Below are 13,864 nucleotides of genomic sequence, written 5' to 3' on the forward strand. Positions count from 1 at the left end.
CAGCCCCTTCGCGTCGCGCACCTATATGGTCCTTTTGCGTCGGAAGGCGCGCTCACGCTCCATAAAAGCGCGCGTAATAGCGGTATCCGCGCAGTGCCACAGTCCGCGGTGGTGCGTCGTTCAGCACCAGTAAGGTCCTTCCGCGCGCCGAGATCTCGAACTGTTCCAGCGCCGCGCGGAAATCGGTGCCGATCGGACGGCCGGCGCGGACGACATAAAGAACGGCGTCGGCGTGTTCTTGCAGAAGCAGGGAGTCGCTCGTGATTGCCGCGGGCGGTGCGTCGACGATCACGATCTCGTAAGCGCTCCGCGCCGTCGCGACGAGTTCGGCGAGACGGGACGAGGCGAGCCAGCGCTCCGGCGGCGTCTCGCTGCGGTGCGCGCCGATGAGGAGATCGGCGCCGGTGCGGGGGTCGGTCTGAACGAGATCGCCGAGGACCGCGTCTTCGCGCCGGAGGAAGGTGGCGAAGCCCGAGGCGATCTGTCGGCGGATCCGCCGGTGCAGGCTCGGCCGCCTAAGATCGCCGTCGACGAGGAGGCAGCGCTGTCCGGCGAGGGCGGCCGAGCGGGCGAGGGCGAGGGCGAGCGTCGTCTTGCCCTCGCGCGGGACCGTCGAGGTGACGACCAGGACGAGGCCGCCGTCGCGGCGCCCCGCCTGGACCTCGATCGCGAGGCGCAGCCGGCGCACCGCCTCGCTGAAGGCCGACAGCGGCCAGCGGACGACCTCGTCCTCCGGTCCGCGATGGCCCGGCCGGCGCCGCAGGTGGGGCAGCGCCGGGAGCACCGGGGGCCGCCGAACGCGCGCAGCCGCTCGTCGCTCGCGAGCCGCACGCGCCTGCGCTCCTGCCAGCAGGCGAGCCCGACGGCGACAGCGAGGCCGAACACGCCGAGCCCGGCAATGATCGGCATTTTGCGGGGAAAGGCGACCTCCGTCGGCGGGCGGGCCGGCGCCACCATCCGCGAATCCGGCACCACGGCCGCGGCGAGGCGCGCCAGCCTCTGATGACGGTCGAGATAGGTCTGGTAGAGCGTGCGCAGCGACTGCACCCGCTGCTGTCGGCGAAAGAGCTCCACCGAGACGGCGTTCGGCAGACTCGCCGCCGACAGCAGCGCGTCGAGCCGCCGCTGCAAGGCGTCGATTTCCGCAGCCCGTGCGGTGACGGCGGCGCCCAAGGCACCCCGTCGGGCGTCCGCCGCCGCGAGGAGTGCGCTGTCCGGGCGGGCGATATCTGCTGATCCGTCGGGCGCCGCAATCCGCCGGCGCTCAGCCGCACGCACGGCATCGACAAGCGCGTCGTCGCCGGTGACACTCTCTTCGATCGCCCGCAACTCCGCGTTGGCGCGCATTTGCGCGTCGCCGAGCTGGCGGAAGCGCCGCTGGAGCGCGCGGATTTCCCGCGCCGCCGCCTCGTCGGCTGCCATCGCGCTGCGGGCGAGGGCGTAGCCGTCGACCTCCGCCTCGGCGGTCCGAAGGTCGGCGGCGATCTCGTCGAGGCGCACGGCGAGGGCGGCGACCGCGGCATCCGCGGCGGCCCGTGCGCCGGCCTCCTGGCGGGCGATGTAGACCTGGGCGAGCGTGTTCGCAGCCGCCGCGGCGGCGTTGGGATCAGCGGCGGTCACCTCGATCGCGATCGTCGTGCTGAGGCCGATCCGGCTGACCGAGAGCGCATTCGCAAAGCGCGTGGCGGCGGTCGCGACCGGTTCGGCCGTGTCGCTCGTCGTCACGGCACTTGCCGCCGTCCCGCCGCTCGGCCCGAACCGCTGCGGCGGCGGTCCGACCGGCGGCAGTGGTGCGGCGGCCGGGGCTCCCGGGGCGGGATCGGCGCGGGCCGAGGGGATCAGCGCGCGCCAGCCGAAGTCCGGCGCGGCCTCGCGCCTCGATCCTACGAAGGGTAGCCGGGCGGAAAGGCCGGCCACGAGGCGGCCGACGCGCTCGACGGCGGAGGCGGCCGCATCCCGGGCGCCTTGCGGAGTGGACCGTCCCGCGGCGGCGAGGGCGACCGAGGCCCGTTCCAGCATGTCCTGCGAGCGCAGCACGGCGATCTCGCCGTCGACCGCGGGCAGCGGGCCGCCCGGAGGCTTGCGGTCTGCGGGGAACGCGCCGTCGTCCGGCGCATATTGGACGAGCGCGGTCGCCCGGTAGAGCGGTGGCAAGAGGTCGAGCGCGATCGCGCTCCCTGCCACGATGCCGCCTGCGACCAGCGAGACCATCCAGAGGTGCCGGCCGGCGGCTGCCAGGGGCGCGGCACCGAGGGGCTCCGGGGCATCCCAGGCAAGCCGGTGCGCCGGATCGGACGAAGGAGGCTCGGGTCGTCGAATGCGCGGCTCCACGATCGCCTCCCCTTCGGCGATGATGATGGCTGCGGCGGAAACGAAGACGGGCGGACTGGAAACGCGGAAGACGGGCTGCGGGACCACGGGCTGCGGGACCTGCATGCGCACGCAATCTTGGACTGCACGTCTCGCCGACTATGGCATCATCTACAATCGGGAGTCACCGCTCTTCGCGTCGAGATAAGAGGCCACGAGGCCCTCACGCGGTGAGACGCCATCGTTTCGGAAGGTCCGCATGTTCGGCCTCGGAACCAGAATGCGTTGGTTCAAGGCGCTGCCCTCGCTGCCGCCGGGCGTGCGCGTCTACGCCATGAGCGACATCCACGGCCGGTGCGACCTCTTCGAGGCGAACCTCGAGCGCATCGTCCGCCTGGAGGCGCTCGATCCCGCGCCGAGCCCCTATCTCATCCTTCTCGGCGACCTGATCGACCGCGGGCCGGCCTCGGCGATGCTCGTCGATCTGTTGTGCCGGTACGGCGATCGCATCGACCGGATCGTGCTTCTGCCGCTGCTCGGCAACCACGAGGATCTCTTCCTGGATTTCATGGCGGGGCAGGGTGCGCCGACACGGCTCTGGCTCGAGAACGGCGGCATCGAGACGCTCGCCTCCTATGGCATTCTCAATGTCGACCCCGCCGCGGAGGATCTCGGACCGCTCTGGGACGCGGCGCACGCCGCGGTGCCGTCCGAGCACGTCGCCTTCCTGCGCGATCGCCCGCTCTTCACCGTGCTCGGAAGCTATCTTTTCGTGCACGCCGGCGTGCGCCCAGGGGTTGCGCTCGAGGACCAGACGCGGCACGATCTGCTCTGGATCCGGGACGAGTTCCTCAACCACGACGAGCCGTTCGAGCATTTCGTGATCCACGGCCACACGCCGACACGGCGGCCCGATTTCCGCCGCAACCGCATCAATATCGACACCTTGGCCGTCCTCAGCGGCCGCCTGACGTGCCTGCTCTTGGAGGAGGACAAGGTCCGGGTGTTCTGAACGCAGGTTTCCGCCCGCAAGCGTTCCGAACCGGACCTGATCGCTGCCGGGGGAGCGATGGGGGCAAGCTTTCGATCGTGGATCGTCGTGGTCCTCGCCGCGTTTGCGTGCGGCGCAGGCGTGGCATGGGCCGATGCGGTATGGGCAGGCGCACCGGGAGACGAGCCCGGTCAGGCGGGCGGTCCGCGGGCGGCCGAGACCGCTATCTTCTTCACCCTCGACACGGACGGCGACGGTATCGTCACCAAGCGTGAAGCCTGGCTCGCCCAGGCCGCCGTGTTCGACGCCCTCGACCAGAACCGTGACGGTTCGCTCGACGGGGCCGAGCTCGACGCCGTGGCGCGGGCGCGGCATCCCGACTTCACCGACGCCCGCCGCGCGGTGTGGATCGCCGCGATCCTGCGCGACGGCGACGGCCGCCGCGTGACCAGGGCGCAATATGCCGGCCGGCTCTGGTGGTTTCGCCGCGCCGATCTCGACCACGACAACCGCGTCACCCTCGCCGAAGTCCGGGTGATGCCGCCCGCCTCGCTCGCGCGGGCCACTACGCTGCACGGCCGCATCCCGCCACCGCCGCTCGCGCCCGGAGCGGGGCCATGAAACGGGCAATGAGCGGGCCCGAGAGCCGGCGCGATGGCGAGTTCCTCGACGGTGGGCTCCTGCGCGGGGCCGTAAGCCCGGTCGCGGGCGGGCACGCCTTCGCGACGCTCGACGGGGTGCGGGCCGTCGCCGCGGCCGCGGTGGTGGTCCATCATGGGCCGGACCTCTTCGGCGTTCCCGGCGGCAGCCTCTATCTCGCCGTGGATGTCTTCTTCGTCGTGAGCGGGTTCGTCATCGCCCACGCCTTCGGCCCGGCGATCGCCGCCCGCGGCGCCCCGGCGTTCCTGCGCCTGCGGCTCACGCGGCTCGCTCCGCTCTACGCCCTCGGTCTCGCGCTCGGAACCGCCGTCGCGCTGCGTGCGGCGGCGTTGCGGCCGGGCATCGCCGCCGACGATCTCGTGCTTTCCATCGTGGCCGGTCTGCTCCTGCTCCCGGTGCCGGCGACGGGCGCCGCCTTTCTCTATCCGCTGATGCCGGTCGCCTGGTCGCTCGCCCTCGAGATCGGCGTCAACGCGCTCGCCGCACTGGTGTGGGGGCGGCTTTCGGGATCGGCGCTGGGCGTGGTTCTCGTCGGCGCGGCGCTCGCGCTCTCCCTGGTGGCGCTGCGCCAGGGTGGGCTCGATGTCGGCTGGAACGGGGCGACCGCGCTCGGTGGTCCGCCGCGGGCGCTCTATGGCTTCGCCGCCGGGCTCCTGCTTCACCGGCTGTGGGCTTCGGGCCGCGGCCGGCTGCGCCTGCCCGCGATCCTCGTCCTCGCCGCCATCGCGCTCATGCTGGCGCTGCCGCCGGCGGTGCCGCGCGCGGGGTGGGACCTCGCCGTCGTCTTGGTCGCGGCACCGGCCCTGGTCTGGCTCGCGGTGTGCAGCAAGCCGCCGCCGCGCCTGCACCGGCTCTGTGTCGCGGCCGGCGGGATCTCCTACGCGATCTATGCCCTTCATCTGCCGCTGCTGCGCCTCGGCCGCGCGATGTTCGCCGATATCCTCTCTCCGCCGTGGACCGCACTCGCCGGCATCGGTCTCATCGCGGCGACCGCCGGGGCGGCGACGGTCCTCTACGACCGGCCGTTGCGCCGGTGGATGGCGCCACGGCTGCGGCCCGCACTCCGGGTGGGAGGGGCGCGATGAGCGGCGCGGACGCCGTCGCCGTGGTGATCGCGACCTTTCGCCGGCCGGACGCGGTGCGGCGGGCCGTCGCCTCGGTCCTGGCGCAGACGGCGCCGGTCGGCGAGATCGTGGTGGTGGACGACGCCTCGCCGACGCCCGCCCCATCCTTCGACGACGCCCGCGTGCGGGTGCTCCGGCGCACCGAGAACGGTGGGCAAGGGGCGGCCTATCGGGACGGGCTCGCGGCGGTGCGCCGGCCCCTCGTCGCCTTCCTCGACGACGACGATCTCTGGCGGCCGGACAAGATCGCGCGCCAACTCACGGCGCTCGCCGGCGCTGCGGACCCCGAACGCACCATCGTCTCCTGCGCCGTCGAAACCCTTCGCGACGGGCGGCGGCATTCTCTGCCGCGCCGCCCGCCGCGGTCCGACGAGCCGCTCGCCGATTATCTCTTCGTCGCCGGCGGCGTTCTCCAGCAGAGCACGCTTCTCGGTCCGACCGCCTTGGCGCGCCGGGCGGCGTTCGACCCCGGCGTGCGCCGCCATCAGGATCTCGGCTTCATCCTGCGCGCCGAGCGGTTGGGGGCGGGGGTCGTCCTGGTCGAGGCGCCGCTCGTCCTCTGGGGCACGACGGCGCGCGACCGGCTCAGCACCGTCCGGGACCCGACCGCATCGCTCGCCTGGCTCGCGACCGAGCCGGCCCTCACACCGCAGCAGCGGGCCGGCTTCCTCGCCCGCCATGCGGCGATCGGCGCGCCGCCGCTGGTGGGCTTGGGCCGCATTGCGGTCGCCGCGGCCTGCGGCGCGCTCGATCTCCGTGAGGCTGCCGCGCTCGCCTCCCGCCGCGTTCTGCCCGAGCGCCTCGGACGTCCCTTACGTCGCGTCGGCCGGGGCCTTCTCGGCGCGCCGGTCCGGTAGGGGAGAGCGGCATGCCGTCGCGCGGTCTCGTTCTCCACCGGCTTGTGTCCACGGCACCCCGCCCTCCCGCGCCGGCGTGGGGCGATCCCGCGTCCGGCCCGCACCGCCGGCTCGCGCTCGTCGGCATCGCCTCCCTGTTTCACGGTGCGCCGCAATGGCTGGCGGCCTGCGTCGCCGTGCGCGTCCTCACGCCCGACCTGTTCGGTTCGTTCAGCGTCGCGCTCGCCGCCCTCATGGCGGCGGTCATGGCGCAGGGCGCGCTGGTGCTGAGCCCGCTCGCCGTGCAGGAACCGACGGAGAAGGACCCGGCCGATCTCGTCGCGGCCGGCCGCGCGGCGGACCGGCTTCTCGCCCTCGTCGCCGCCACGGCGACGGGGTTCGGGCTGGCGGCCGCGGGCACGCCGGTCGCCGCTGCCTTGGCCGGTGCCCTGCTCGTCGCGACCCACCTCGGGCGAACTTTCGCGCGCGCCGCGGCGATCACCCGCCTCGCGCCCGCTCAGGCGCTGCGCGGCGACGGCCTCCGCTGCCTCGCCGCCGCGAGCGGGCTCGTCGGCGTCCTGTGGTCCGGCGCGACGGGCGTCCCGGCCTTCGTGGCGATCACAGCCGTCCTCGCCGCTGCCAATCTGATCCCGGCGGCGGCGTTCCGCCGCGTGCCGGCGCCGGGCGCCGTGGCGTCTCTGCGCCTCTATGCCCGCCGCATGCTGCCCGATGCGCGCTGGAGCCTCGCCGGGGTCGGCGGCGCGTTCCTGATGCAGAACGCCCACGTCGTCGTCCTCTTCGCCCGCGCCGACCTCGCAATGCTGGCGGCCGTCGCCGCCCCCGGCCTCCTCGTCGCGCCGCTCCGCCTCCTGATCGCGCCGCTCATCCAGGGCCTGCGCAGTGAATTCGCCCACGCGCTCGCCCGTCGGGACGCCACCACCCTCACGCGGGCCGCGTCGCTCGCCGTCGCGGCGGTGCTCACCGCCGCGGTCCTCCTCGCTGCGGTCTTTCTCGCGGACCAATCCGCCCTTCCGACGAGGCTGGTGCCGGCGGCCTACGATCGCGGTGGGCTCGAGGTCGGCCTGTGGCTCTGGCTCGGCTGGGCGAGCTGCGCCGGCCTGCGGACGATCTCGACCGCGGCGCTGATCGCCCTCGGGCGCTTTCGAGCGATGTGCGCGATCAACGCGGCCGGCGCCGGCCTCGGCCTCGCGCTGGCGACAGGCCTCGTCGCCGCGGACCGCGCGGCCTGGGTCGTCGCTGCCATCGTCGCGGCCGAGGGCTTCGCGCTCGCGGTGGAATGCGGCATGGCCTTGCGGGCGCTCTCGGCCGTGTTCGGCCGGGGGAGGGCGCCGTGATCCGCGGTGGCGAGCGCCCCAATCCGGCCCGCCCGAGCCCGTCCATCGCGACCGCGGTGCGGCCAGCGGTTGCCCCGGCGCACGCGGTCCAGCTCGCCGTCTTCTTCACGTTCGTCGCCGCCGGCGGGATGCCGTGGGTCGACCGGAGCGGGGATTATGCCGCTTTCGAGGCCGGGCCACGCTTTGCGCTGTTCTATGCCGGCTGCGCGCTTGCCGCCGGCCTCGCCGCCCTGGCGGCGCCGGCACGGATGGCGGCGCTGGTGCCGCTCCCGCTCGTGCTCCTCGTCGGCTGGTGCGGCCTCACCATCGCCGCCTCTCCCGTCCCCGAGACGGCCTTGCGCACGCTCGCCGCCACGGTCGCCGCGATGGGCGCCTGCGCGGCCCTCGTCGCCGGCGCCCCGGCGCCCTCCCGGCTCTTCCGCGGGATGCTCGCGATCCTGCTCCTCCTTCTCGCGGCCGATTATGCGACGGTGATCCTGCGCCCCGACCTCGGCATCCACGCCGCGAGCGATGGTCTCGAGCCCAACAATGCGGGCGCCTGGCGCGGCTTCCATCTCCATAAGAACAATGCGGGCATGCTCTCCGTCGCGGGCGTGCTCCTCGTGCTCGGCCTCTTCGGACGCTCGCGGCCCGTCGCCGCCCTGGCGATCGCTGCGCCGTTCGCGGCGTTCGCCGTCCTGAGCGTGGCCAAGACGGCGATGATCGCGGCCGCCGTGGCCCTCCTCGTCGCGCCCGCGGTGGTCGGACCCTGGTCGCCGACGCGGCGCGCGGTCCTCGTCTGCGGCGCACTCGCGGCTCTCGCCGTCGCGATCATGTTCGTGGACGACGAACTGCGTGGGCCGTTGCTGTTGGCCCTGTTCGGCGACGAGACGCTGACCGGCCGGCTACCGATCTGGCGGTTCTTGCTGGGGTTCGCCGCCGACCATCCCTGGTTCGGCGGCGGCTATGCCTCGCTGTGGGAAATCGGCGATGCCGCACCGGCCCGCAGCGCGCCCGACGTCTTCCTGCACCGGGTCGCCAACGCGCACTCCGCCTATCTCGACGTGCTGGCGAGCCTCGGCGTGCCGGGTCTCGCGTTCACCCTCGTCGCTTTCGTCGCCGTGCCGGCCGCGCGGCTCGCCCGTGTGCGGTTCTCCGCAGAAGACCGGCCGGCGCTGATCGTGGCGACGTCGCTGTGGCTGTTCGGGCTCGTCGCCGGCCTGACGACACCGGTCTTCCTGCAGAAGATCCGCATCGAGTGGATCGTCTTCCTCACCGGCTATTTCGCGCTGCTGCGGATGACGGGGCCGGGTGTCGTGAGACCGGGGGATGATGCCGGAGCGCCGCCGTGAGCGGGCTCCTCAACATCAACACCTACCATTATCGCCGCGGCGGGGCCGACGTCGTCTCGTTCGAGCACATGCGTCTGTTCGCCGAGCGCGGCTGGCCGGTCGCCGCCTTCGCCATGCACCACCCGGCCAACGAGCCGTCGCCCTGGAGCCGGCACTTCGTCGCGGAGATCGAATATGGACGGCCCTATTCGTGGTCCGAGAAGCTCAGAAAGGCGGGACAGGCGATCTATTCTCTCGAGGCGCGGCGCAATCTCGCCGGTTTGCTCGACGCCTTCCCCGCCGAGATCGCCCATCTCCACAACATCTACCACCATCTCTCGCCGTCGATCCTGCCCGTCCTGAAGCGGCGCGGCCTCAAGACGGTGATGACCGCGCACGACCTGAAGCTCGCCTGTCCGGCCTACCGCATGCACAACGGGCGGACGGTGTGCGAACGCTGCCGGAGCGGCTTTCTGCTCCCCTGCACGCTACGCCGCTGCCTCCATGGCTCCCTGGCGCTCAGTGCCCTCGTCACCCTCGAATCGAGCGTTCATCGTCTGCTCGGCCTCTATCGCCGGCATCTCGATGCCGTCGTCTGTCCGAGCCGGTTCTACCGCGACACGCTGATCGCCTGGGGTTGGCCGGCGGACCGGCTCGTCCATATCCCGAACCCGGTCCGCGGCCTCGACGGCGCGGTCGCGCCGGTACCGCCCGGCCGGCACGTCCTCCATTTCGGGCGGCTTTCGCAGGAGAAGGGGCTCGCGACGCTGATCCGCGCGGCGGCCGCCGCCGCGGTTCCCGTCGTGCTCGCGGGCGAGGGGCCGGAGCGGGCGGGCCTCGAACGGCTGGCCGCCGCCTGCGGCGCCGACATCGTCTTCCGGGGCCGCCTGGACGGCGCGGCCCTCGCGGCCGAGATCGATGCCGCGCGTGCCTGCGTGCTGCCGTCCGAGTGGTACGAAAATGCGCCGATGAGCCTCGTCGAGGCGGCGGCGCGGGGCCGCATCACCCTCGGCGCCGCGATCGGCGGCATCCCGGAGATGATCCGGCCCGGCGAGACGGGCTTCCTCTTCAAGACGGGCTCGGTCGCCGATCTCGCGTCCCGGCTGCGCGAGGTCGCCACCCTCCCGGACGTGCGCCTGACGACGATGGGCACGGCCGCGGCGGCGTTCGTCCGCGGCGCATTCGGGGAAGCTGCCTACGTGGCGGCGATGACGGACCTCTATCGCAGCCTCGGCGTCCGCATCCCCGCGGGGCCGCCGTGACCGGGGAGGGGAGTGAGCCGTCCGCACTTCTGGTGCTCGGATGCCGCGGCGTGCCCGCCGCCCACGGCGGTTTCGAGACCTTCGCCGAGCATCTGGCGCTCTACCTCGCCGACCGAGGCTGGCGCGTCACGGTCTATTGCCAGGGCGACGGTACAATCGGCGCGCCGCGGGATCGCCGGCTCATCCGCGACGCTCCCTGGCGCGGCGCGATCCGGCGGATCGTCAGGGTTCCGTCCGGTACCGCAGGCTCGCTGCTGTTCGATCTGATCGCGCTCCTCGATGCGCTCCGCCGGCCAGGCCCGCTCCTCGTCCTCGGCTACAACACGGGGCTGTTCACCCTCGTCGCGCGCGCCTGCGGGCGGACGATCGTCCTCAACATGGACGGGCTCGAATGGGCGCGGCTCAAATGGCCGGCACCGGTGCGCTGGTGGCTGCGCCTCAACGAGTGCATCGCGGTGCGGGTCGCGACCCACCTCGTCGCCGACCATCCCCGCATCGCGGACCGCGTGCGGGCGCTGGCACCGGCGGCCGTGTGCACGACGATCCCCTACGGTGCGCCGGCCCTGCCGCCGCCGGACCCCGGCGATCCGGTGCTACGGGATATGCTCGCGGCGCACGGCCTCGCCTTCGCCGCCTACGCCCTCGTGGTCTGCCGCATCGAGCCCGACAATTCGGTCCTGGAGATCGTACGGGCCTTTTCGGCCCGGCAACGGCCCTTCGCGCTCGCGATCGTCGGCGGATTGCGGTCGCGCCTTTATGACCGGGCGGTGCGCGATGCCGCCGGCCCCGGCGTCCGCTTCCTGGGCGCCCTCTACGATCGGGCGGCGCTCGCCGCTTTGCGCCGCGGCGCCCTCGTCTATGTCCACGGCCACCGAGTCGGCGGCACCAACCCCTCCCTCGTCGAGGCGCTTGGCGCTGGCAACGCCGTCATCGCCCACGACAATCCGTTCAACCGCTGGACCGCCGGTGCCGCCGGCCTGTTCTTCGCCGAGGAGGCCGCGCTCGCCGCGCTGTTCGACCGGGTCGCGACCGACGCGGCGTGGCGGACCTCGGCGCGCCGGGCGGCCCGCGCGCGCCATGCGGAGAGTTTCCAACTCGCCCCCATGCTGGAGGCCTACGAGCGGCTGCTCGCCGGACGCAGCGAGCCCCCGACTTCAACGGTTCGTGAGACTGCAGAATTAAATTGCACACAATCAAATTGTGCATTATGAGAGTGGCCATCGCCCCGGTGCGGACCGCAGGGTCCCCGGGGCGAGGCGACGCCGGCCGCATGCCGGACGAAATCGACGGGCCGGCCGCAAGAGGCCGCCACCCGAGACCCGAACGAGGCGATCCGATGAGCATTCTCTACCGCACCAAGGCGACGGCGACCGGCGGCCGCGACGGCTCCGCCGCCAGCGAGGACGGCGTTCTCCAGGTGAAGCTCGCCATTCCGAAGGAACTCGGCGGCCCGGGTGGCGCGGCCACCAATCCCGAGCAGCTCTTCGCCGCCGGCTATTCCGCCTGCTTCCTGAGCGCGGTGAAGTTCGTCGCCGGCCAGCAGAAGGTGAAGGTCGCCGACAACAGCACCGTGACCGCGTCGGTCGGCGTCGGCCCGCGGGACGACGGCACCGGCTTCGGCCTCGAGGTCGCCCTCGAGATCGCCCTGCCGGGTCTGGAGCGCGCCGTGGCCGAGGATCTCGTCGCCCGCGCCCACGTCGTCTGCCCCTATTCCCACGCGACCCGCGGCAACCTCGACGTCCGCCTCACCGTCGCCTGAGGCGAGGCCTCACCCAGGCCAACCGACGCGAGCGGCGCCGACGCTCCGAACGGGGCGTCGGCGCACGGTTCGGTCGCTCCCCATTCGACCGCGTCGTGCCGGGACGTGGGGGGCCTGCCAAGACTCGACACGCCTGCTTCGGTGGCGGCCCGCGGCGCACGCGGAGCGCCATCCACAGGCCCGGACGCCGAACGCCGGGCCAGAAATGGCGGATCTCCGCGCTTTTCTCGGGCAAGCCGGCGAACCGCCCGAAGCCTGTGGAAAGTCCGAAAGCAAGGCCATTGCAATCTCGGGCGGGCTGGTGCATAGAAACGCCCGCGCCGGACGACAACGTTGCCGGCGCGATGGATGCGGGTGTAGCTCAGGGGTAGAGCACAACCTTGCCAAGGTTGGGGTCGAGGGTTCGAATCCCTTCGCCCGCTCCAATTTCTCTTCACGTCGAAAGACGTCCGAATGGGCTGCCGCAAGGCGGCCCTTTCGCTTTCTGGGGCTTGCTTCAACGCGCTCGGACCGACCGCTGCCACCGGCGCGCGTCTCCGAGCCGCTTTCCAGCCGGGCTTGAGGGCGCCGATGCTCCATGCGGCTTCGGCCGGCGGCGGTGCACGGCGACGATCTCTCGGCGGCGCTGCGCCTCACGGCGCGGTTGCAGCGGCGCTGCCGGCGCGGCCCAGGACGGTCAGATGCATCTCCCGACGTAAGGCGAAGCCGAGCTTGCGGTAGAGCGTGACCGCCTGCGTGTTGGCGCGGAAGACGTGAAGGAACGGCGTCTGCGACCGCGCGAGGATCGATGCGGCGAGCGTTCTGACGAGGTCGGCCGCGAGACCATGACCGCGATGCGCGGGGTTCACGCAGACGGCGCTGATTTCCGTGAACCCCCCGTCTGCAGGCGCTCCCCGGCCATCGCGGCGAGCGTTCCGTCCCGCCGCGCACCGAGATAGGTGCCGAGCTCGATCGTGCGCGGTCCGAACGGCCCCGGCTGGGTGATACCCGTCAGGGTCAGCATCTCCGCGACGTCCTCCCGGCCGAGCCGCGCGAACGCGGTCGTCGCTGGAGCCATGCAGGCCTCCCGATCGATCAGAACCATCTGATCGATCGGCTCCTGCCGGAAGACCGCGAACGTCGGTGGTAGCCGCAACGGGGCGGTCGAAAGCAGCGCGATCTGGTCACCGCCCGGGCCGATCAAGGCGCCGAGAGAGCGGAACGCTTCAGGCTCGAGGTCGACGACGGCGGCGAACGGTGCGACCGCGGCCGGATCGCGGCACGCCCGTTCGCCGCCCTCATCGCCACCCTCGGCAAGCGATCGGTGCGGGCCGTGCAGGGCGTTCCAGACGACGTCGTCGAGCGGATGTCGTGCCGCCTCGCCCGTCGAGGGGGCGATGGCGGGCGGCGAGACGGCGTCAGACGGCATGGCAGGTCCCCCATTTTTGACCGTGTGTCTGCTGTTGCCAGGATCTGGCCTTGACGCGGCCGGCTTCGCCGCCGTGGGCGGTAGCGTGCCGGATCGGCGTTCCCGCGCTCACGCCTTCAGCCGTTCCATCAGCCAGGCGAGGCCGGCGAGGCCGACGACCCCGATCGCGAAGCCGCCGCCGCCGAGCCACAGCCCGCCGGACGGCCCCCAGAAGTGAAAGCCGGCGAGCGCGCCGACCGCGAACAGGAATATCGGAACGAGGCAGCCGATCGCGAGCATGACGGGACCCTGAGGTGCCGGCACCGCTCCGGCGACCCAAGCGATCCTATGATGTTCCCCCACCGCCGCAAGGGGATCGGTGGCTCGCGGTCTCGACACGATCGTCCGAGCCCGTTCGCGCGACCACGCCCCTGGCGCGGGCTGCGGCCTAACGCGATGGCTCGGCGCCGAACGAGCGGGAATCGTAGGAGCGCTTGGCCTCCTCGATCTCCTCGAGGTGTTGGATCGACCAGTCGTAGACCGCCCCGAACGGCACCTGGAGTGTTCGTCCGAGCTGTGTGATCGCGTATTCGACCGCGACGGGGGACGTTGCGAGAACTGTGCGCTGAATGAGGCCGTTGCGTTCCAGGCGGCGCAGAGCCTGCGTCAGAGCCTTATGCGTCACGCCTTGCAATCGACGCTTCATCTCGTTGAAGCGAGCCGGTCTCTCGGTCAGCAGGGTCAAGATCATGACCGACCATTTGTTGGCGACCTGATCGAAGAAGGATCGCGCGGCGCAATCTGCGAAGAAGATCGGATCGACCTGAGACGACATCGGTTTCTCTGCGGTTATCTGGGCACCTGAAGGTG

General features: G+C 72.4%; 15 protein-coding genes and 1 tRNA gene. 10 read left to right on the plus strand and 6 right to left on the minus strand.

The annotated features are described in order from the left end of the window. Positions 1-52 precede the first annotated feature (52 nt). Complete coding sequence (locus F0357_RS24540) at positions 53-292, minus strand: P-loop NTPase family protein (RefSeq protein WP_246161450.1); 240 nt, start codon at positions 290-292, stop codon at positions 53-55. Beyond that, on the minus strand, positions 289-2,436 hold the full coding sequence (locus F0357_RS24545) for a hypothetical protein (protein WP_153482069.1): 2,148 nt from the start codon (positions 2,434-2,436) through the stop codon (positions 289-291). The genes F0357_RS24540 and F0357_RS24545 overlap by 4 nt, the downstream gene beginning before the upstream one ends. 154 nt (positions 2,437-2,590) lie before the next feature. Between F0357_RS24545 and F0357_RS12550 the strand changes: the two genes are divergently transcribed. The 10 genes from F0357_RS12550 to F0357_RS12595 all read left to right on the plus strand — a co-directional run bounded on the left by F0357_RS12550 (position 2,591) and on the right by F0357_RS12595 (position 12,032). Continuing rightward, positions 2,591-3,322 carry a metallophosphoesterase gene (locus tag F0357_RS12550; protein ID WP_208948313.1) on the plus strand — a complete coding sequence of 244 codons (732 nt, stop codon included), beginning with the start codon at positions 2,591-2,593 and terminating at the stop codon, positions 3,320-3,322. 57 nt (positions 3,323-3,379) lie between these two features. Next, the gene (locus tag F0357_RS12555; RefSeq protein WP_153482075.1) at positions 3,380-3,922 is read left to right on the plus strand and encodes an EF-hand domain-containing protein; all 543 of its coding nucleotides are present in this window, start codon (positions 3,380-3,382) and stop codon (positions 3,920-3,922) included. Continuing rightward, entirely contained in the window at positions 3,919-5,046 is a 1,128-nt protein-coding gene (locus tag F0357_RS12560; RefSeq protein WP_153482078.1) for an acyltransferase family protein, read from the plus strand. Before F0357_RS12555 ends, F0357_RS12560 begins: the two co-directional genes overlap by 4 nt. Beyond that, on the plus strand, positions 5,043-5,942 hold the full coding sequence (locus tag F0357_RS12565; RefSeq protein WP_153482081.1) for a glycosyltransferase family 2 protein: 900 nt from the start codon (positions 5,043-5,045) through the stop codon (positions 5,940-5,942). Before F0357_RS12560 ends, F0357_RS12565 begins: the two co-directional genes overlap by 4 nt. Before the next feature lie 11 nt (positions 5,943-5,953). Next, positions 5,954-7,276, plus strand: a complete 1,323-nt coding sequence (locus F0357_RS12570; protein WP_153482084.1) for a hypothetical protein — start codon at positions 5,954-5,956, stop codon at positions 7,274-7,276. After that, the gene (locus tag F0357_RS25215; protein WP_153482088.1) at positions 7,273-8,607 is read left to right on the plus strand and encodes an O-antigen ligase family protein; all 1,335 of its coding nucleotides are present in this window, start codon (positions 7,273-7,275) and stop codon (positions 8,605-8,607) included. The genes F0357_RS12570 and F0357_RS25215 overlap by 4 nt, the downstream gene beginning before the upstream one ends. Next, positions 8,604-9,848: a glycosyltransferase gene (locus tag F0357_RS12580; protein ID WP_312861569.1), complete on the plus strand. Its 1,245-nt coding sequence runs from the start codon at positions 8,604-8,606 to the stop codon at positions 9,846-9,848. Before F0357_RS25215 ends, F0357_RS12580 begins: the two co-directional genes overlap by 4 nt. 32 nt (positions 9,849-9,880) lie before the next feature. After that, positions 9,881-11,059 carry a DUF1972 domain-containing protein gene (locus F0357_RS12585; protein WP_312861708.1) on the plus strand — a complete coding sequence of 393 codons (1,179 nt, stop codon included), beginning with the start codon at positions 9,881-9,883 and terminating at the stop codon, positions 11,057-11,059. Positions 11,060-11,184: 125 nt separating this feature from the next. Continuing rightward, complete coding sequence (locus tag F0357_RS12590; protein WP_153482091.1) at positions 11,185-11,607, plus strand: organic hydroperoxide resistance protein; 423 nt, start codon at positions 11,185-11,187, stop codon at positions 11,605-11,607. A 350-nt stretch (positions 11,608-11,957) separates the two neighbouring features. After that, positions 11,958-12,032 (plus strand) — tRNA-Gly (locus F0357_RS12595). A gap of 207 nt (positions 12,033-12,239) precedes the next feature. Here F0357_RS12595 and F0357_RS24135 read toward each other — a convergent pair. From F0357_RS24135 to F0357_RS12610, 4 genes are all read right to left on the minus strand, one after another. Further along, positions 12,240-12,455, minus strand: coding sequence for a GNAT family N-acetyltransferase (locus F0357_RS24135; protein ID WP_208948315.1), 216 nt, complete (start codon positions 12,453-12,455; stop codon positions 12,240-12,242). Next, positions 12,452-13,015, minus strand: a complete 564-nt coding sequence (locus tag F0357_RS12600; protein WP_208948316.1) for a hypothetical protein — start codon at positions 13,013-13,015, stop codon at positions 12,452-12,454. The genes F0357_RS24135 and F0357_RS12600 overlap by 4 nt, the downstream gene beginning before the upstream one ends. Before the next feature lie 108 nt (positions 13,016-13,123). Further along, positions 13,124-13,294: a hypothetical protein gene (locus F0357_RS12605; protein ID WP_153482094.1), complete on the minus strand. Its 171-nt coding sequence runs from the start codon at positions 13,292-13,294 to the stop codon at positions 13,124-13,126. 148 nt (positions 13,295-13,442) lie between these two features. Next, a complete protein-coding gene (locus F0357_RS12610; protein WP_153482098.1) occupies positions 13,443-13,829 on the minus strand; it encodes a winged helix-turn-helix transcriptional regulator in 387 nt (128 codons plus the stop codon). Positions 13,830-13,864 lie beyond the last annotated feature (35 nt).

Origin of the sequence: Segnochrobactrum spirostomi (assembly GCF_009600605.1) — a bacterium.
Taxonomy (GTDB): domain Bacteria; phylum Pseudomonadota; class Alphaproteobacteria; order Rhizobiales; family Segnochrobactraceae; genus Segnochrobactrum; species Segnochrobactrum spirostomi.